Genomic DNA, 17,636 nt, shown 5'->3' on the forward strand with positions numbered 1-17,636 from the left:
GCAGGAGGGAATGCATGACGCTTGAAACGGATGTGGCCATCATCGGCTCGGGTTATTCGGCGGTCGCTCTGGCGCTGAACCTCGTCGATCTCCTGCCGCCCAGGGCGAAGGTCAGCCTTGTTGGCAGGGCCGCCGGGCAGGGGCGGGGCATCGCCTATTCCACCAAGGCGGAATGCCATCTCCTCAACGTGCCGGCTGGCCGCATGAGCCTTTTCGCCGACCGGCCGAACCACTTCCTCGCCTGGCTTGCCGGGCAGGGATACCCCTGGTCGGCCGACGACTTCGTACCGCGCCGCATCTACGGCACCTATGTGCGCGATTGCCTCAACGAGGCGATGAAGCGCACCGGCAACCGTGCCGCGATCACTCTCGTCGATGCCGAGGCGCTGGCGGCGGAAGCCGGGCAGGACGGCGGTCTCGTCTTCACGCTTTCCGACGGCGGGCGACTGTCCACGCGCGTCTCGGCGCTTTGCACGGGAGCCGGCACGCGCCGCCTGCCGCTGCCGGAGGATATGGTCCCGTCCGCAGCGCGCCCCTTCGTCGTCGAGGATCCCTGGGCGGACGCCTGGTGGGAGCGCCTGCCGGCGGATGCGGACGTGCTATTCATCGGCACGGGCCTTACGACCATCGACCAGTTGCTTCTGCTCAAGCGCCGCGGCTTCCGCGGCACCATGCACGCCCTGTCGCGGCATGGCCTGTTGCCCCAGCCGCATCTTGCCCGCCGGGCCGATCCGGTGGAGACGGCGCTTGTTCCAGGCGGGGGTGAGGTCAGCACGATGCTTGCGGCCCTGCGCCGGCAGGCCGAGGCGGCGCCGGACTGGCGCACCGTCATGGACGGCCTTCGGCCGGTCACGCAGGACCTCTGGAAGGGCTGGAGCGCCGGCCAGCGCAACCGCTTCCTGCGCCATGCTGCCTCCTTCTGGAATGTCCACCGCCACCGCATGGCTCCAGCCGTCGCCGAGGAGATTGCGGCGCTGCGCCGGTCCGGGCAGCTCGTCATCCACCGTGGTCGGCTGGAGGCGCTGCATCTCAAGGACGGCCGGCTTGCCGCCGTTCTCCGCGACGGTACGCCGCTGGCGGCCCATCTCGCCGTCAACTGCACCGGCCTCGATCGATGTACGGTTGCCGCCTCGCCGCTGCTGGCGAGCCTTGCCGCGCACGGCCTCCTCCAGTCTGATCCGCACGGCCTCGGCATCCTTGTCGATGACAGGGCTGCGGTTCGTGCCGGCGAGGGTACCGGCAGGGCGCGCCTCTACGCCCTTGGCCCGCTCACTGCCGGCCACAGCTGGGAGATCACGGCCGTTCCCGATATCCGCGTCCAGGCGCGCGCCGTCGCGGCGAGCATCAATGCCGAGGTCGTCGCCGGATGACGACGAGCTCCGGCGCCCCGAGCGGTGTGCCGGCTCCACGCCCGCCGCGCGTGGCCTGACGCGATGATCGCGCTGAAATCCAAATATGCCCTGCGTGCGCTCATCGCGCTGGCGCGTGCCGGCCCGGGCGAGACCCTGCAGATCGGCACCATCGCCACACGCGAGGCGATCCCGAAAAAGTTTCTCGAGCAGATCCTGCTCGACCTCAAGCATGCCGGTCTCGTTGCCAGCCGCAGGGGCCAGCACGGCGGCTACCATCTGCTGCGGGCGCCGCAGGAGATTGCCTTTGGCGAGGTCCTGCGCATTCTGGAAGGCCCCTTCGTTCCGCTCGCCTGCCTTGGCAATGGCGGGCATCGTCGCTGCGATGATTGCCGCGACGAGCGCCTTTGCGCCGTGCGCCGGGTCTTTGCGAAGGTCGCCGTCGCATCCGGCGAAATCCTCGACGGCACGACGCTCGCGGACGTCCTGTCCGATCCTGCCGACAGGCTGGACGGTGAACGTTCGTCAATTATTCTAGTAAAAAGGTAGAAAATTATCGGACGCTGCGCTATCATGGCGGTCAGGCGTCTCGGATCTTCGCGAGGGAAAGGACAGCGCATGTTCTTCGAAAGGGCCGTCAGGGAAGAAGGCACGCGGCCGGCAGGTCTGTCGGTGATGCGCATCGCGGTGATCGGCGCCGGTCCGTCCGGCCTTGCCACGACCATCGCGCTGATGCGGCGGTTCCACCGCCCTTTCGAGGCCTGGCTGATCGACGCCGAGGACGCACCGGGCGCTTTCGCCGACGGCGCGGCCGGCAGGGCGTTGACGACGGAGCCGGCGCGCGATCTCTCCGTCGTGCCGGATCGCCCGGAGGATTTCTGCGACTGGCTGAAAACGGGTCTGCTCTCCGGCGGTGTCGTCTCGGCGTTGCGTGGGGCGCAGGACCTGCATGTGCCGCGCAGCCTGTTCCGTGACTATGTCATGGCCCGCTTCGCCGAGGCGTTGAGCCTGCGCCGGGATGTGCGCATCCGCACGTTCCGCGGCACCGTGCGCCATATCGGCGCTTGCGGGGAAGGATTGCGTGTCGCGTTTCGCGACGGGGAGCATGCGGACTTCGCCCATGTCGTGGTCGCCACAGGTTTCGGTATTGCCCAGCGCGAGGCCGCGTCCTGGCGCGATGCGCGGGCGGCGGCCGAACGGCTGTCGCAGGCAAAGGCTCCATCACCGCTGACGCTGGTTGGCAACGGGCCGCGCCTTGCCGCCATCCTGCTCGATCTGAGGGCAGGGGGGTATGCCGGCCAAATCCATGTCGCCGCCGCGGCTGGCCGGCTGCCGCAGCCGCATGGCCATGGCGAAGGCGGCATGACGCTGGGCGTGCCGCCGGCCACCCGTTCCCTGAAGGACGCCTTCCGCTACATCCGCACGGAATGTAGCGCGGCGGAAGCGCAGGGCGGCGGCTGGCAGACCGTCGTCGATGCCGCTTCCGCCCGCCTGTCCGTCGTCTGGCGCCATCTGCCCCAGGCGGAACGCAACCACTACCGGCGCCATCTCCTGCGCCTGCACCGGCACTTTTCCGTCCGCATCGCCCGGGATATCCATCGACGCCTCGCCGGCGAGTTCGAAACGGGTCGCACCCGCTTTGTGCCGCCCTGCGATCCGAAATCCGCCGGCGAAAACACCATCGACTGTCGCGAGACCCCCTCCGCCCGGGCACTTGCCGGCCTGCTCGGCCGCGACGTTGCGGCGCTCACCGTCGATGATTGCGGCCGCCTCGTCAGTCACGACGAGGTGCTGTGCGGCCTGTCCGTCGTGGGCGCCGTCGCCTCCAGTCTGCGGCCGGGCCCGTTCACCTTTGCCGAAACGGTGCGGCAGGCCTACCGGGCGGTTCTCGATATCCAGACGCAGGGCCTTGCCCACGTCTCGCAGCGCTGACGGCGCATCCGCCGCGAAAAAAAGTTTGGGCGGGGCGGCGAAACCGGCGGTTTTTCGCGGATGCTTTTTGCGCGCGAGGACGGATTGGCCGGATGAAATGTTCGCTGCCTGCCGGAAACCACAGGTCGTCCGTTGCGTGCTTCCGGCCGGTTTGAAACCCGTTTTGCGAGTTGCAGAGGCATTGTTGACTAACTCTACTAATTCACTAGGGTTTATGTGGGATAGAAATCCAAGGAGGTTGGAGATGTCGATATTGGCCAAACGGTTCGGGGCTTTGATCGTGGGTGTCGGGCTTGCGCTCGGCGGGGTGACGGGGGCGTTCGCCGAGACGACGCTGCTCAACGTCTCCTATGACCCGACGCGCGAGCTCTACAAGGATTACAACGAGGCCTTTGCCAAGCATTGGAAGGCAGAGACCGGCGAAGACGTCACCGTGCAGCAGTCGCATGGCGGCTCCGGCAAGCAGGCCCGCGCGGTGATCGACGGGCTGGAAGCGGACGTGGTGACGCTGGCGCTCGAAAGCGATATCAACGCCATCGTCGAAAAGACCGGCAAGATCAACAAGGACTGGCGCACCCGCCTGCCGAACAATTCGGCGCCCTACACCTCGACGATCGTCTTCCTGGTGCGCAAGGGCAACCCAAAGGGCATCCAGAACTGGGGCGACCTTGTGAAGGGCGACGTGCAGATCGTCACTCCGAACCCGAAAACCTCGGGCGGCGCCCGCTGGAACTATCTCGCAGCCTGGGCCTGGGCAAACCAGGAGTTCGGCGGCGACCAGGACAAGATCAAGGCCTATATCGCCGAGCTCTTCAAGCGTGCGCCGGTCCTCGATACGGGTGCTCGCGGTTCGCTGACCACCTTTGCCCAGCGCCAGATCGGCGACGTGCTGCTCGCCTGGGAAAACGAAGCCTATCTCGCCGGCGCGGAATTCGGGGCTGACTCCTTTGATATCGTCGCTCCGCCGATCTCGATCCTCGCCGAGCCGCCCGTCACGGTGGTCGACGGCAATGTCGATGCCAAGGGCACGCGCAAGCAGGCCGAGGCCTATCTGGAGTACCTCTATTCCGAGGAAGGCCAGAACATCGCGGCGAAACACTTCTACCGGCCCTCGAAGCGCGAGGTGGTCAAGCCGGAGTTGCTGCAACAGCTTCCCGACATTAAGCTGGTGACGATCGACGACCCGATCTTCGGCGGCTGGGTGAAGGCACAGCCCGAGCATTTCGGTGATGGCGGCGTCTTCGACCAGATCTACAAGCCGGGGAACTGAAACCTTTGACGACATCTGCTGCTGCTTCCGGGCGGTGGCGACTGAGACAGCCGAGTGTCATTCCGGGTTTCGGACTGACGCTCGGCTTTTCGCTCGCTTACCTGACCCTCATCATCCTCATCCCGCTCGCCGGCCTCGTCTGGCGGTCGGCCTCGCTGTCCGGTGCGGAACTCCTTGCAATCCTCGCCGATGAACGCACGCTCAACGCCCTGAAGGTCTCCTTCGGCACGGCCTTCATCGCGGCACTCGTCAATGTCGTCTTCGGCGTCATCGTCGCCTGGGTCATCGTGCGCTACGAGTTCCCTGGCCGGCGCATCGTCGATGCCATCGTCGATCTGCCTTTTGCGCTGCCGACGGCCGTCGCCGGCATCGCGCTCGCCGCGCTCTATGCACCGAACGGCTGGATCGGCCAGATCCTCAACCTCGTCGGCATCAAGGCGGCCTTCAATCCGACCGGTATCGTCATCGCGCTCGTCTTCATCGGCCTGCCCTTCGTGGTGCGCACGGTGCAGCCGATCATGGAGGAGATCGACAGCGAGGTGGAGGAGGCGGCCGCGACCCTCGGCGCCAATCGCTTCCAGACCGTCTTCCGGGTCCTGCTGCCCGGCCTTGCGCCAGCGATCCTCACGGGCTTTGCGCTGGCCTTCGCCCGCGGCGTCGGCGAATATGGCTCGGTCATCTTCATCGCCGGCAACATTCCCTATGTTTCGGAAATCGCGCCGCTGCTCATCGTCATCCGCCTGGAAGAGTTCAACTACGGCGCCGCGACGGCGATCGCCACCATCATGCTGGGGATCTCCTTCGCCATGCTGCTCGTCATCAACCTCATCCAGGCCTGGAACCGGCGGAGGTATGGCCATGGCGCATGAGACCTCCCGCCGCCTGCGCTCCCCGACGACGGAAGCGCCGTTCGCCCGTTACAGTCTGATGGCGCTCGCCTTCCTGTTCCTGGCGCTCTTCCTCATCCTGCCGCTCGTCGCCGTCTTCATCGAGGCCTTCCGCAAGGGGGCAGGCGAGTTCTTTACCTCGCTCGGCGATGCCGACACGATGGCCGCCATCCGCCTGACGCTGCTCGTCGCCGGCATCGCCGTGCCGCTCAACCTCGTCTTCGGCGTGGCGGCGGCCTGGGCCATCGCCAAGTTCGAATTCAAGGGCAAGGCGTTCCTCACGACACTGATCGACCTGCCGTTCTCGGTCTCGCCGGTCATTTCCGGCCTCGTCTATGTGCTGCTCTTCGGCGCCGGCAGCGCGCTCGGTCCCTGGCTCAAGAGCTACGGCATCGAGATCCTATTCGCCGTGCCGGGCATTGTGCTGGCCACCGTCTTCGTCACCTTTCCCTTCGTCGCGCGCGAACTCATCCCGCTGATGCAGGAGCAGGGCACTGGCGACGAGGAGGCGGCCCTGTCGCTCGGCGCCTCTGGCTGGCAGACCTTCTGGTACGTGACGCTGCCCAACATCAAATGGGGCCTGCTCTACGGCGTGTTGCTCTGTAATGCGCGCGCCATGGGCGAGTTCGGGGCGGTCTCGGTGGTCTCTGGCCATATCCGCGGCCTCACCAACACGATGCCGCTGCATGTGGAGATCCTGTACAACGAGTACAACTTCGTGGCCGCCTTCGCGGTGGCCTCGCTCCTCGCCGCGCTCGCCCTCGTCACGCTCGTCGTCAAGACGGCGCTCGAACTTCACTACGGCGCGGAAATCGCCGCCGGCCGCAAGCATTGACCTGAAAGGCACGCCCGTATGGACGTCAGTGTAAAAAACATCCGCAAGGAATTCGATCGATACCCGGCGCTGAACGATGTCTCGCTCGACATCCGCTCCGGTGAGCTGATCGCGCTTCTCGGCCCCTCCGGCTCCGGCAAGACGACGCTGCTGCGCCTCATTGCCGGCCTCGAGCAGCCGACGCTCGGAGAAATCTATTTCGGAGCCGAGGACGCCTCCCACAAGACGGTGCAGGAGCGCCATGTCGGCTTCGTCTTCCAGCACTATGCGCTTTTCCGCCACATGACGGTCGCCGACAACATCGCCTTCGGCCTCACGGTGCGACCGCGTGGCGAGCGGCCGGACAAGGCGGAAATCCGCCGCCGCGTCGGCGAGCTTCTGGAGATGGTGCAGCTCTCGGGCCTCGAAAAGCGCTATCCGAACCAGCTTTCCGGCGGCCAGCGGCAGCGCGTGGCGCTCGCCCGCGCCATGGCGATCGAGCCGAAGGTGCTGCTGCTCGACGAGCCCTTCGGCGCGCTCGATGCCAAGGTGCGCAAGGAGCTGCGCCGCTGGCTGCGCGAGTTCCACGACCGCACCGGACATACCACCGTCTTCGTCACCCACGACCAGGAAGAGGCGCTCGAACTCGCCGACCGCGTGGTGGTGATGAGCCAGGGCGCAATCGAGCAGGTCGGGTCCTCGGACGATGTCTACGACCGTCCCAACTCGCCCTTCGTCTTTTCCTTCATCGGTGACAGCGCCAGCCTGCCGGTCCAGGTGGCCGATGGCGCCGTCCGCTTCCAGGAGACGCCGATCGGCATCGCCCCGCGCGGGAGCGACATTACCTCCGGCACCGGCACGCTCTTCTTCCGCCCGCAGGATGTCGTCCTCGTCGAGGATGCCGCTTCGCCTGCGCTCGAAGGCCGTGTCGCCACCTCGCGCCGCCTTGCCGGCACCCGCATCGCCGATCTCGACATCGGCAAGCCCGGCTCGCCGCACCATGTCGAGATCGAGGTGCCGCTGGAAGCGACCGCCGCGACCGGCGCTACCATCCGCTTCCGCCCGACACGCTGGAAGATGTTTGCGGAATAAGAAAAGGCCGGCGCAGGGCGCCGGCCTCTTTGTCAGGATGACGGCGGTGGGTGGGTGTCAGCTCGACGCCTTGCCAACACCGCCGGAAACCAGGCGTCCCTTGTGGAACGTTGCGGTCCGGGCCGGCAGGCGGGCGACGGCTTCGGCCGAGCAGCTTGCCGTCGTCAGCGAGAAGCCGGCCTCGTCGCCGGCCTTCGGCCAGGCGCGATTGCCGTCCTTGTCGAGCGGCAACACGCCGCCGGTCGAGATGGCGAGCGAACGCGACAGGTGGTACTCGTCCGAACCGCGATAGAGCTGGGCGTAGAGATAGGCCTTTTCCAGCATGTCGCCGCTGCCGAAGGGCGACCAGTGGTCGATCACGCTGTCGGTGCCGGTCATGACGAAGACACCCGCCTTGGCAAGCTGCGGCAGCGGCATCATCAGGCCGCCGATCGGCACGGTCGAGGCGATGGTCATGCCGTTCGCCGCAAGCCGGGCGGCCGTCTCCTCCAGCTTTTCCGGAGACAGCGTCGTCAGCGCGAAGGCGTGGCTGATCGTCACCTTGTCCTTCAGGGCCGGGTTTTTCTCCACCGTGTCGATCATGTAGTCGATCGCCGCGACACCCGCCGGGCTCGTCTCGTGCAGGTGGATATCGACGCCCTTGCCCGTGTCGAGCGCGATCTGGAACATGGCGTCGAGCGACTTTTCCATGGCGCTGTCGACATTGGTCGGATCGAGGCCGCCAACATACTCGACACCCAGCTGCATGGCCTCGCGCATCAGCTTGTCGACCTTGGAATGCAAAAGGCCGTGCTGCGGGAAGGCGACGATCTCGCAGACGAAGTCATCCTTGTGTTTTTCCAGCGCGATCTTGAGGTGTTCCAGGCTCTTCAGGCCGCTGACCGGGTCGATGTTGCAATGGCTGCGGGCGACCGTGCTGCCCTTGGATTGCACGAGGGCGATGAGGCCTTCGGCGCGCTCGACGGAGGTCGGGAGCAGCTGCGGCAGCAGCTTCTCTTCCAGCGCGATCATGTCCATGATCGTCTTGCCCTGGCGCGGGCGGGGCGCCTGCCAGGGGCCTCCGTAAAAGGTCTTGTCGAGATGGATATGCATGTCGCGCATGGTGGGCAGCGCGAGCTGGCCGTTCGCATGGTAGGTTGGCAGGCCCACAGGCAAGGTTGCGCCGGCACCGTGCAGCGCCGCGATCCTGCCGTCTTTGATTTCCAGCGTGTAGAGCGCCGTGCGCGTGGCGACGATAACGTCGCCGTCCTTCTCGAAACCCTCCTCCAGCCGGACGTCGGCGAGCAGGTAGTGGTTGTCTCCTACAGACGTCACGGCATTCTCCTGACCACAATCGGTCGTCTCGGCTGCGGCTTCACGGCTCATGCCGCCGGCCAGGCCGGCGACGGCGGCCGCGGTGGTGAGTTGGCCGGTGCGGCTCAGAAAAGCCCTGCGGCTCTGCGATACGGCGTGCTGCAACATCGTCTCCTCGTCTGGAATGGATGGCGCCATTCTAGGAAACGCAGGCGCCTGTTGGCAGCGACATTTGAAAATGCTGGCTATTCGATTTCCCAATGACGGGGCTAGAGCTTTTCCGGCGAACACGGGTTCGCCGGAAAAGCTCTGTCTATTTGTTTTTTCCGCATTGTCCGACGCCGAAGCAATCCCGTTTCGGGTGGAAATGCTCTAACGCACCAACCGGCAGAAGGCGACGAGTCGTTCGGCAAGATCCAGTGCCACGGGTGTGGCGGTGTCTCGGTAGAACAGCGCGAGCTCGAAATCGTCGACCGGCGGCAGGCGCTCGGCAGCGCCGAGGACGCGGTGCGCGGGCAGGCGGCAGCTTGCCGGCAGCAGGCTGATGCCGAGCCCCGCGGCAGAGGCTGCCGCCAGCGCCGCAAGGCCGCCGCCGCTGTAGCTGACGCGCCAGCGGATGCCGAGCCCGTCGAGTGCACCGCACAGTTCCTCGCGGTAAAGGCCGTTCACCGGGAAGACCGCGATCGGCACCGGCGACTGCTCGATGGCAGGATGCGCCTTGCTGTCGAGCCAGAGCAGCGGCTCCGGTCGCGCGGCGCGCGGCAGGTGCACCCGGCGCTGCTTGACGAGCACGAGGTCGAGCTCTTCCTGCTGGTAGGCGCGGTGCAGGTCGGGGCTGAGCCCGCTGGTGACGTCGAGCCGCAGATGCGGATGTTCGCGCTTGAAGGCGGCGAGCAGGTCCACCGTCGGCACGGTGAAATCCTCGGGCATGCCGAGCCGCAGCGCTCCGTCGCGCCACGGGCCCGCCAGCGCATCATGCGCCTCCTCGTTGAGTGCGATGATGCGGCGGGCATAGCTGAGCAGCTTGATGCCTTCCTCGGTGAGATGCACTTCGTGCGAGGTGCGTTCGAACAGCGCCTTGCCGAGCAGTTCCTCCAGCCGGCGCACCTGCTGGCTGACGGTCGATTGCGACAGCGACACCCGGTCGGCCGCGCGCGTGAAGCTCGCGGTTTCGCAGACCGCCACGAAGCTGATCAAAAGCTGCGGGCTGAACATGGGGTAACGATTCATTCTTCCGCTGCCGCTGGTTGGGCCATGTTTCCCTCCTAATTGGTCGGGACGGTTTCCACAACGATTGGATGGGCGTGGGCAGGCGGGAACCGGCCGCGTCTAAGAACGCGGCCGGTGTTTGTCGGTCTTAGAAGCTGACGGCGCGATCGCCATCCTCATCCTGAATACGGGTCGGCAGGCCGATGCGGTTCAAGAGGTTGATGAAGGGCTTCGGCGGCAGTTCTTCCACGTTTGCCATCTTCTTCACGTCCCATTCGCCGGTCGCGACGAGCATCGCGGCGGCGACCGGCGGAACGCCGGCGGTGTAGGAGATGCCCTGCGAGCCGACTTCCTCATAGGCGTCCTTGTGGTCGGCCACGTTGTAGATGAAGACGGTCTTTTCCTTGCCGTCCTTCAGGCCCTTCACGTAGTCGCCGATGCAGGTCTTGCCTTCGTAGTTCGGGGCGAGCGAGGACGGATCCGGCAGCACGGCCTTGACGACCTTGAGCGGCACGACTTCGAGCCCCTCGGCGGTCTTGACCGGCTGCTCGGAAAGAAGGCCGAGGTTCTTCAGCACGGTGAAGACGTTGATGTAGTGGTCGCCAAAGCCCATCCAGAAGCGCACGTTGGCGCCGTCCATGTTCTTGGCCAGCGAATGCACCTCGTCATGGCCGCAGAGATAGGCGCGGCGCGTGCCGACGACCGGCAGGTCGTAGTCCTTGCCGATCTCGAACATCTTGTTGGTCTGCCACTGGCCGTTCTGCCAGGAATAGACGACGCCGGTGAATTCGCGGAAGTTGATTTCCGGGTCGAAGTTCGTTGCGAAGTACTTGCCGTGGCTGCCGGCGTTGATGTCGACGATGTCGACGTCGGTCACCGTGTCGAGATATTCGTCCTTGGCGAGTTTGGCATAGGCGTTGACGACGCCCGGATCGAAACCGGCGCCGAGGATGGCGGTGATGCCCTTCTCCGCGCATTCGGCGGCGCGCTTCCACTCGTAGTTCCCGTACCACGGCGGGGTCTCGCAGATCTTGCCCGGCTCTTCGTGGATCGCGGTGTCGATATAGGCGACGCCCGTATCCATGCAGGCGCGCAGCACCGACATGTTGAGGAAGGCGGTGCCGACATTGATGACGATCTCGGACTTGGTGGCGGCGATCAGCGCCTTGGTCGCTTCGATATCGAGGGCGTCGAGTGCATGGCCTTCGAGCACGCCGGCCTGCTTCATCGCCTTCTTCTCATGGACCGACGCGATGATCTTGTCGCACTTCGCCTTGGTGCGCGACGCGATATGGATGTCGCCGAGCACGTCGTTGTTCTGGGCGCATTTGTGCGCCACGACCTGTGCGACGCCGCCGGCGCCGATGATGAGCACGTTCTTCTTCATTTCGGGGGATATCTCCTTCTACCCGTCAGGACGCCTCAGGAGAGGCTTTCTTCGTAGTCCGCGTAGGTGAATTCACGGACGGTTTTGATCTCGCCATCCAGTTCGCGGATGGCGATCGCCGGCATTTTCACGCCATTGAACCAGTTCTTTTTGACCATCGTGTAGCCGGCCGCATCTTGAATGGAGATGCGGTCGCCCACCTTCAGTTCCTTCTCGAAATCGAAGTCGCCGAAGATGTCGCCGGCCAGGCACGACTTGCCGCAGATCATGTAGCGGTGCGGCCCCGTGTTCGGGGAAAGCTTGGCCTTCTCCCGGTAGATCAGAAGGTCCAGCATATGGGCCTCGATGGAACTGTCGACGATGGCGAGGTCCTTGCCGTTGTTCAGAAGGTCGAGCACTGTCGTTTCAAGCGTGGTCGACTTGGTGATCGAGGCCTCGCCCGGCTCCAGATAGACCTGAACACCGTATTCGCCGGAAAAGCGCTTCAGCCGCTCGGCGAATTTTTCCAGCGGATAGTTTTCGCCGGTAAAGTGGATGCCGCCGCCCAGACTCACCCATTCGGCCTTCTTCAGCAGCGGCGCGAACTTCTCCTCGATCGTGCCGAGCATGCGGTCGAACAGGTCGAAATCGCCGTTTTCGCAGTTGTTGTGGATCATGAAGCCGGAAACGCGGTCCATGACCGGCTCGACCTTGTGCACATCCCATTCGCCGAGGCGCGAGAAGGGGCGGGCGGGGTCGGCGAGATCGAAGCTCGAGGAGGAGATGCCGGGATTGAGGCGCAGACCCCGGACGATGCCGGCAGCCTTGTCGGCAAAGCGGTCGAGCTGGGCGATCGAGTTGAAGATGATCTTGTCGGCATGGCTGACGACCTCGTCGATCTCATAGTCCGCATAGGCGACGGAATAGGCATGCGTCTCCTTGCCGAAGCGTTCGTGGCCCAGGCGCACCTCGTTCAGCGAGGAGGAGGTCGTGCCGTCCATGTAGTCGCGCATGAAATCGAAGACCGACCAGGTGGCGAAGCATTTCAGCGCCAGGAGCGCCTTGGCACCGGAGCGTTCGCGAAGAAGCGCGATCTTTTCCATGTTGGCGAGCAGCTTCGACTTGTCGATCAGATAATAGGGTGTCGTCAGGGACATGCTGGACCTGTCTTCTCGGGGTGTGCCGGTTGCCGGCAAAAGCCGGCAACGCGATAGAAACGCGAGGCGAGGGAGGCGCAGGCCTCCGCTCTCGCGTGGATTTCAGAAAGGAAAACCGGAAATTACGGTATCGTCGTCCGGACACGGCGATATGACAGCGCTTTCGCGCTGTTGCCACGCTCGTGGTGTCTCGTCGGGAAAAGAGCAGGCAGACGCGGGGCCTTGACCGGCCGCACGGGGCGGGTCGGCGCAACGGCGTCAAGGCCAGAGCATGCCACCGGGGCACACATCGAAAAGCGTTCTTCCGTTCGGGGGGCGTCGACCGAGCCCATCCCCGATTGGAAGAGGGCGTCGCAAGACATGGCGTCCTCCCCAACCAGCAGATGAAACCTGCAATAAGTGGGCGCTCTCTAGCACAGCGTGGCCATGGATTTCAATGCACCTCTTTTTGCGGAATTTTGCTTTTTCGCTCTTGCACCTCTAGTCGCTAGAGGTCGTAGAACCTCCTCACGAGACTGAAGAGGAATGTACGATGTCCGATGTGAAAGAGACCCGGTTCCGGGTGGGCGGCATGGATTGCGCGTCCTGCGCGAGCAAGATCGATACCGCCGTGCGCCGTATGCCGGGGGTTTCGGAGGTTTCCGTTTCCGTTACCGCCGGCACCATGCGCGTGCAGCACGATGCGACCAGCGATCTTGAGGCGATCCGCCGCAAGGTCTCCGGTCTCGGCTATTCGGTGACGCCGGCTGCGGCCGTCGCGGAAAAGCCGGCCGCAAAACATGTTCATGGTCCCGGCTGCAACCACGATCACGGGCACGGACATGACCACGATCATCCCCATGACCATGCGCATGGCCACGATCATGATCATGAGGATCACGACCATGCCGGCCATGATCACAAGCCGAAGGCGGCGGTTGTCGAGGGGCTGCATGGCCACGACCACGGTCCCTCCGAAGGGCCCTGGTGGAAGGGCAAGAAGGGACGCTTGACGATCTTTGCCGGCGCGGCGCTCGTCGTTGCCTACGGCATCGGCCATCTCTTTCCGGCCATCGAGACCTATGCCTTCGTCGTCGCCATGTTCGTCGGCCTCGTGCCGATCGCCCGCCGGGCCATCATGGCCGCGCTGGCCGGTACGCCGTTTTCCATCGAAATGCTGATGACCATCGCTGCCGTCGGCGCGGTCGTCATCAATGCGACCGAGGAAGCGGCGGCCGTGGTCTTCCTCTTCCTCGTAGGTGAACTGCTGGAGGGGGTCGCAGCCGGCAAGGCGCGCGACAGCATCCGCTCGCTCTCCGCTCTTGTTCCGAAGACCGCGCTTCTCGAGGAGGGCGGCCGGACGACGGAAGTGCCGGCCGAGGCGCTTGCCGTCGGCGCGGTCATTCTCGTGCGTCCCGGCGACCGCATTTCCGCCGACGGCACGATCATCGACGGCGAGAGTTCCATCGACGAGGCGCCCGTGACCGGGGAAAGCACGCCGGTGCGCAAGGAGGTCGGCGACACCGTCTTTGCCGGCACGGTGAACGGCGATGCGGCCCTGCGCGTGCGCGTCACCGCGGCAGCGGCGGACAACACCATCGCCCGCGTCGTCAAGCTGGTCGAGGAGGCCCAGGAATCCAAGGCTCCGACCGAGCGCTTCATCGACCGCTTCTCCAAATACTACACGCCCGGGGTCGTCGTCGTCGCCGCGCTCGTCGCGATCATCCCGCCGCTCTTCTTCGGCGGCGTCTGGAGCGAGTGGGTTTACAAGGGGCTTGCCGTTCTGCTCATCGGTTGCCCCTGCGCACTGGTCATCTCGACGCCGGCGGCCATCGCCGCCGCGCTTTCCGCCGGTGCCCGCCGCGGCCTCCTGATGAAGGGCGGCGCGGTGCTGGAAGGCCTCGGCAAGCTCACCGCCATCGCCTTCGACAAAACCGGCACGCTGACCGAGGGCAAGCCTGTTGTCACCGACATCGTCGCCTTCGCGGCCCCGGCCGACGAGGTGCTGCGCCTTGCCGCCGCACTGGAGGCCGGTTCCAGCCATCCGCTGGCGCTCGCCATTCTCGGCAAGGCGGCCGAGGGCGGCGTCGTTCCGCCGGTCGCGAACGGCTCGCGGGCACTCGGCGGCAAGGGTGTCGCCGCCACCGTCGAGGGCAGGGAGGTCTTCCTCGGCTCGCCCAAGGCCGTCGCCGAGACGGTCGCGCTCTCCGACGAGGTGAAGGCCGCCACCGCCGCGCTCAACGACGACGGCAAGACCGTCTCCATGCTGGTGATCGACGGCGTGCTCGCCGGCGCCATCGCCATGCGCGACGAGCCACGTCCGGATGCGGCTGCCGGCCTCAAGGCGCTGAAGGATGCCGGCATCAAGACGGTCATGCTGACCGGCGACAATGCCCGCACGGCGAGGGCCGTCGGCGCGAAGCTCGGCATCGAGGTCCGCGCCGAGCTGATGCCCGAGGACAAGCAGCGCATCGTCGGCGAGCTGCAGCGCGAAGGGTATGTCGTCGGCAAGATCGGCGACGGCATCAACGACGCCCCGGCACTCGCCGCCGCCAATATCGGCATCGCCATGGGCGGCGGCACCGACGTGGCACTGGAGACGGCCGATGCCGCCATCCTGCACGGCCGCGTCGGCGACGTTGCTCTGATGACGGACCTGTCGCAGCGCACGATGCGCAACATCGTCCAGAACATCGTCATGTCGCTCGGCCTCAAGGGTGTCTTCCTCGTGACGACCGTCATCGGCATCACGGGCCTCTGGCCGGCGATCCTTGCCGATACCGGCGCCACCGTGCTCGTCACGCTGAATGCGCTGCGCCTCCTGCGGCCGATCAAGGGATGAGGCGCCGGACGCTTCTTGCCCTTGCCGCAGGTCTTGCCGCGATCGTCACCGTGACGGTCGCGGCAAAGGCGCCTTCCGGCGAGACGGCAAAACGGCGTGCCTTCGAGCTTGAGACCGTCGACGGCAAGCCGTTCCGCTCCGCCGCTCTGGCCGGAAAGCCCTATCTCGTCTTCTTCGGGTTCACCCATTGCCCGGATGTCTGCCCGACCGCGCTCTTCGAACTGTCGGGTCTGCTCAAGGACATCGGCCCGGCGGCGGATCGCATCACGCCGCTCTTCATTTCCATCGATCCCGAGCGGGACACGGCGGACCTCTTGAAGCTCTACATGACCTCCTTCGATCCGCGCATCATCGCGCTCCGGGGCGATGCTGCGCAGACGAAAGCGGCGGCGGACGCCTTTTCGGCCTTCTACAGGAAGGTGCCGACCGCCTCGGACAGCTACACGATGGACCACACCGCCGGCCTCTTCCTCATCCGTGCGGACGGGCGGCTGCAGGGCATGCTGGATATGCACGAGCCGCGCGAAACGCAGCTCCAGAAGCTGAGGCTGCTTGCGGGCTCCTGAGCACGCTCAATCGTGTTCGTCGTGGCAAAGGTCGTGGTTGGCCAGTGCCCGGATGACGTAGCAGTCGCGGATCTGGTCGGAATGGCAATGGCTGGTGATGCGCTCCAGCTCGGCCTCCAGCTTGCGCAGCCGGGCGATCTTGCGCCGCACGGTGGAAAGCTGCTCGGCGGCGATGCGGTCGGCATCGTGGCAGGGTCGCTCAGGGTGCTGGCTGAGGTCGATCAGCTCGCGGATGGCGTCGATGGTGAGGCCGAGATCGCGGGCGTGGCGGATGAAGGCCAGGCGCTCGCGCTCCTCGCTGGAATAACGCCGCTGGTTGCCCTCCGAGCGTTCGGCATGGGAGAGCAGGCCCATCTGTTCGTAGTAGCGGATGGTCGGAACCTTGACGCCCGTGGCCTTGGAAAGATCGCCGATCGTCAGCATCGTCTCTGCCTCATCAAATATACCTGGGTGAGAGATGTGCCGGAAGCGCCGGCAAATCAAGTCTTCTTTGCCCTTCGCCCCGTCCGGTGCCCCTGGAAAGTATCCGCTAACGATTTGTTGTTCGCCGTGTGATCGCCGGGCTGCGAAATTCGGCAAAACGGGCCTTGATGCTCAAGTTGCTTGAGGTTTTATGCTCCCCGCGGCGGCTGGTGCTTCGGATTCGGGGCGTTTGCCGGGGCATGACGCCGCACGGAGGCCGGTCACGGTCACAAGATTAACGAAGTTCTAAGCAATCGCTTGGAATCTGAACCCCGAGATGCGCCGCTTTCGAGCCGGCGTGCCCGGACCTCTAACAACCGAAAACGAACCATGTTTGCGCTTCGCCACCGTCTCTTCCGTGAAACCGCCCGCCTGCGCCTGCCGCTTCTTGCACGGCTTGCCGCCGCCACCGTCGCCGGCAGCCTGCTTGCCGGCTGCATGGCCATGGATGTCGCCTCGCTCGCCGAGGCGCCGGAGCTTTCCAACAAGGTGAAAGCGGAGATGTCGAAGAAGAAGATGCGGCCGGAAAGCCCCGTGCTGGTGCGCATCTTCAAGCAGGAAAGCGAACTGGAGGTCTGGAAGGTCGATACGAGCGGCCAATATGCGCTGTTCAAGACCTATCCGATGTGCCGCTGGTCCGGCAAGCTCGGCCCCAAGACGAAGAGCGGCGACCGCCAGGCGCCGGAGGGCTTCTACCATGTCTCGGCCGGCATGCTGAACCCGAACTCGCAATATTACGTCTCCTTCAACCTCGGTTATCCGAACAGGCTGGAATCGGCGCTCGGCTACACCGGCGAGGCGCTGATGGTGCATGGCGCCTGTTCGTCCTCGGGCTGCTACGCAATGACCGACCAGGGTGTCGGCGAGATCTACGCCATCGTGCAGCGGGCGCTGGAGGGCGGGCAGCAACGCTTCCAGGTGCAGGCCTATCCCTTCCGCATGACGACGCAGAACATGGCCAAACATCGTGGCGACCCGAACATGCCCTTCTGGCGCACGCTGAAGGAAGGCTATGACGCCTTCGCCTTCACGCGCAAGCAGCCGAAGGTCTCCGTCTGCGGCGGCCGTTATGTCTTCAACAAGGAGTTCGCGGACGGCGAACCGAGCGATCCGCTGGCGCAGTGCCCGGCGACGCTGGGCGACGCGACGACCGATCTCGTTGCCAAGCTCGGCGCGGAACAGAAGAAGCTGGATGCGGCGCTTGCCAGCACGACGACGGTGTCGAGCTTTGCCTACATGGACGGTGGCATGCATCCAAGCTTCCGCACGCTCCTGAAGCAAGAAGGCGCGAAGGGCATGGCCGCCCGTATCTCGCGCACGAAATATCCGGTCAGCCGGCCCGATGCCGCGCTGGCCGATCCCTATGACGATTGACGTGAGGACATGTATTGACTGGTGAAAGCGTAAGCCGCCGATCC

The 17,636-nt window shown here is 65.2% G+C and carries 15 protein-coding genes; 10 read left to right on the forward strand and 5 right to left on the reverse strand.

All coding sequences use genetic code 11. The features are described from left to right. Positions 1–14 precede the first annotated feature (14 nt). The 7 genes from P9A16_RS31435 to P9A16_RS31465 all read left to right on the forward strand — a co-directional run bounded on the left by P9A16_RS31435 (position 15) and on the right by P9A16_RS31465 (position 7,344). Entirely contained in the window at positions 15–1,370 is a 1,356-nt protein-coding gene (locus P9A16_RS31435; protein WP_023515843.1) for an FAD/NAD(P)-binding protein, read from the forward strand. A gap of 63 nt (positions 1,371–1,433) precedes the next feature. Then, complete coding sequence (locus tag P9A16_RS31440; protein ID WP_023515842.1) at positions 1,434–1,898, forward strand: RrF2 family transcriptional regulator; 465 nt, start codon at positions 1,434–1,436, stop codon at positions 1,896–1,898. A gap of 69 nt (positions 1,899–1,967) precedes the next feature. After that, positions 1,968–3,281, forward strand: coding sequence for an FAD/NAD(P)-binding protein (locus P9A16_RS31445; RefSeq protein ID WP_050745795.1), 1,314 nt, complete (start codon positions 1,968–1,970; stop codon positions 3,279–3,281). A gap of 244 nt (positions 3,282–3,525) precedes the next feature. Continuing rightward, the gene (locus P9A16_RS31450; RefSeq protein WP_023515840.1) at positions 3,526–4,551 is read left to right on the forward strand and encodes a sulfate ABC transporter substrate-binding protein; all 1,026 of its coding nucleotides are present in this window, start codon (positions 3,526–3,528) and stop codon (positions 4,549–4,551) included. Between the two features lie 5 nt (positions 4,552–4,556). Next, the gene (cysT, locus tag P9A16_RS31455; RefSeq protein WP_023515839.1) at positions 4,557–5,420 is read left to right on the forward strand and encodes a sulfate ABC transporter permease subunit CysT; all 864 of its coding nucleotides are present in this window, start codon (positions 4,557–4,559) and stop codon (positions 5,418–5,420) included. Then, entirely contained in the window at positions 5,410–6,273 is an 864-nt protein-coding gene (gene cysW, locus P9A16_RS31460) for a sulfate ABC transporter permease subunit CysW (RefSeq protein WP_023515838.1), read from the forward strand. The genes cysT and cysW overlap by 11 nt, the downstream gene beginning before the upstream one ends. Positions 6,274–6,291: 18 nt before the next feature. Further along, positions 6,292–7,344: a sulfate/molybdate ABC transporter ATP-binding protein gene (locus tag P9A16_RS31465; RefSeq protein WP_278026313.1), complete on the forward strand. Its 1,053-nt coding sequence runs from the start codon at positions 6,292–6,294 to the stop codon at positions 7,342–7,344. A gap of 57 nt (positions 7,345–7,401) precedes the next feature. Here the strand turns inward: P9A16_RS31465 and P9A16_RS31470 are convergent, their stop codons facing one another. From P9A16_RS31470 to nspC, 4 genes are all read right to left on the reverse strand, one after another. Beyond that, positions 7,402–8,805: an amidohydrolase family protein gene (locus P9A16_RS31470; RefSeq protein ID WP_023515836.1), complete on the reverse strand. Its 1,404-nt coding sequence runs from the start codon at positions 8,803–8,805 to the stop codon at positions 7,402–7,404. A gap of 204 nt (positions 8,806–9,009) precedes the next feature. Beyond that, the gene (locus P9A16_RS31475) at positions 9,010–9,867 is read right to left on the reverse strand and encodes a LysR family transcriptional regulator (protein ID WP_278026314.1); all 858 of its coding nucleotides are present in this window, start codon (positions 9,865–9,867) and stop codon (positions 9,010–9,012) included. Positions 9,868–9,994: 127 nt separating this feature from the next. Further along, positions 9,995–11,233 carry a saccharopine dehydrogenase family protein gene (locus P9A16_RS31480; RefSeq protein WP_023516185.1) on the reverse strand — a complete coding sequence of 413 codons (1,239 nt, stop codon included), beginning with the start codon at positions 11,231–11,233 and terminating at the stop codon, positions 9,995–9,997. A 35-nt stretch (positions 11,234–11,268) separates the two neighbouring features. Then, positions 11,269–12,369 carry a carboxynorspermidine decarboxylase gene (gene nspC / locus P9A16_RS31485; protein WP_024270610.1) on the reverse strand — a complete coding sequence of 367 codons (1,101 nt, stop codon included), beginning with the start codon at positions 12,367–12,369 and terminating at the stop codon, positions 11,269–11,271. Positions 12,370–12,901: 532 nt separating this feature from the next. Between nspC and P9A16_RS31490 the strand changes: the two genes are divergently transcribed. Both P9A16_RS31490 and P9A16_RS31495 read left to right on the forward strand, forming a co-directional pair. After that, positions 12,902–15,190 (forward strand): heavy metal translocating P-type ATPase, encoded by a 2,289-nt coding sequence (locus P9A16_RS31490; RefSeq protein WP_024270609.1) that lies wholly within the window; start codon positions 12,902–12,904, stop codon positions 15,188–15,190. After that, positions 15,187–15,756 carry an SCO family protein gene (locus P9A16_RS31495; protein WP_023513970.1) on the forward strand — a complete coding sequence of 190 codons (570 nt, stop codon included), beginning with the start codon at positions 15,187–15,189 and terminating at the stop codon, positions 15,754–15,756. The genes P9A16_RS31490 and P9A16_RS31495 overlap by 4 nt, the downstream gene beginning before the upstream one ends. Positions 15,757–15,762: 6 nt before the next feature. On the opposite strand, the gene P9A16_RS31500 is transcribed toward P9A16_RS31495, so the two are convergent. Then, a complete protein-coding gene (locus P9A16_RS31500) occupies positions 15,763–16,179 on the reverse strand; it encodes a MerR family transcriptional regulator (protein ID WP_023513969.1) in 417 nt (138 codons plus the stop codon). 369 nt (positions 16,180–16,548) lie between these two features. Here P9A16_RS31500 and P9A16_RS31505 point away from each other — a divergent pair, with 369 nt between their 5' ends. Beyond that, complete coding sequence (locus tag P9A16_RS31505) at positions 16,549–17,592, forward strand: L,D-transpeptidase family protein (protein WP_023513968.1); 1,044 nt, start codon at positions 16,549–16,551, stop codon at positions 17,590–17,592. Positions 17,593–17,636 lie beyond the last annotated feature (44 nt).

The sequence above is a fragment of the Shinella sp. 838 genome, assembly GCF_029623935.1.
In the GTDB taxonomy this organism is placed as follows: domain Bacteria; phylum Pseudomonadota; class Alphaproteobacteria; order Rhizobiales; family Rhizobiaceae; genus Shinella.

What these genes read in the sequence shown, in the direction of transcription:
- P9A16_RS31480 (WP_023516185.1), bottom strand. Translation starts at nt 11,233, where the DNA reads ATGAAGAAGAACGTGCTCATCATCGGCGCCGGCGGCGTCGCACAGGTC.
- P9A16_RS31495 (WP_023513970.1), top strand. Translation starts at nt 15,187, where the DNA reads ATGAGGCGCCGGACGCTTCTTGCCCTTGCCGCAGGTCTTGCCGCGATC.
- P9A16_RS31445 (WP_050745795.1), top strand. Translation starts at nt 1,968, where the DNA reads ATGTTCTTCGAAAGGGCCGTCAGGGAAGAAGGCACGCGGCCGGCAGGT.
- P9A16_RS31470 (WP_023515836.1), bottom strand. Translation starts at nt 8,805, where the DNA reads ATGTTGCAGCACGCCGTATCGCAGAGCCGCAGGGCTTTTCTGAGCCGC.
- P9A16_RS31490 (WP_024270609.1), top strand. Translation starts at nt 12,902, where the DNA reads ATGTCCGATGTGAAAGAGACCCGGTTCCGGGTGGGCGGCATGGATTGC.
- P9A16_RS31475 (WP_278026314.1), bottom strand. Translation starts at nt 9,867, where the DNA reads ATGAATCGTTACCCCATGTTCAGCCCGCAGCTTTTGATCAGCTTCGTG.
- P9A16_RS31505 (WP_023513968.1), top strand. Translation starts at nt 16,549, where the DNA reads ATGTTTGCGCTTCGCCACCGTCTCTTCCGTGAAACCGCCCGCCTGCGC.
- P9A16_RS31435 (WP_023515843.1), top strand. Translation starts at nt 15, where the DNA reads ATGACGCTTGAAACGGATGTGGCCATCATCGGCTCGGGTTATTCGGCG.
- P9A16_RS31450 (WP_023515840.1), top strand. Translation starts at nt 3,526, where the DNA reads ATGTCGATATTGGCCAAACGGTTCGGGGCTTTGATCGTGGGTGTCGGG.
- P9A16_RS31500 (WP_023513969.1), bottom strand. Translation starts at nt 16,179, where the DNA reads ATGCTGACGATCGGCGATCTTTCCAAGGCCACGGGCGTCAAGGTTCCG.
- cysW (WP_023515838.1), top strand. Translation starts at nt 5,410, where the DNA reads ATGGCGCATGAGACCTCCCGCCGCCTGCGCTCCCCGACGACGGAAGCG.
- P9A16_RS31440 (WP_023515842.1), top strand. Translation starts at nt 1,434, where the DNA reads ATGATCGCGCTGAAATCCAAATATGCCCTGCGTGCGCTCATCGCGCTG.
- nspC (WP_024270610.1), bottom strand. Translation starts at nt 12,369, where the DNA reads ATGTCCCTGACGACACCCTATTATCTGATCGACAAGTCGAAGCTGCTC.
- P9A16_RS31465 (WP_278026313.1), top strand. Translation starts at nt 6,292, where the DNA reads ATGGACGTCAGTGTAAAAAACATCCGCAAGGAATTCGATCGATACCCG.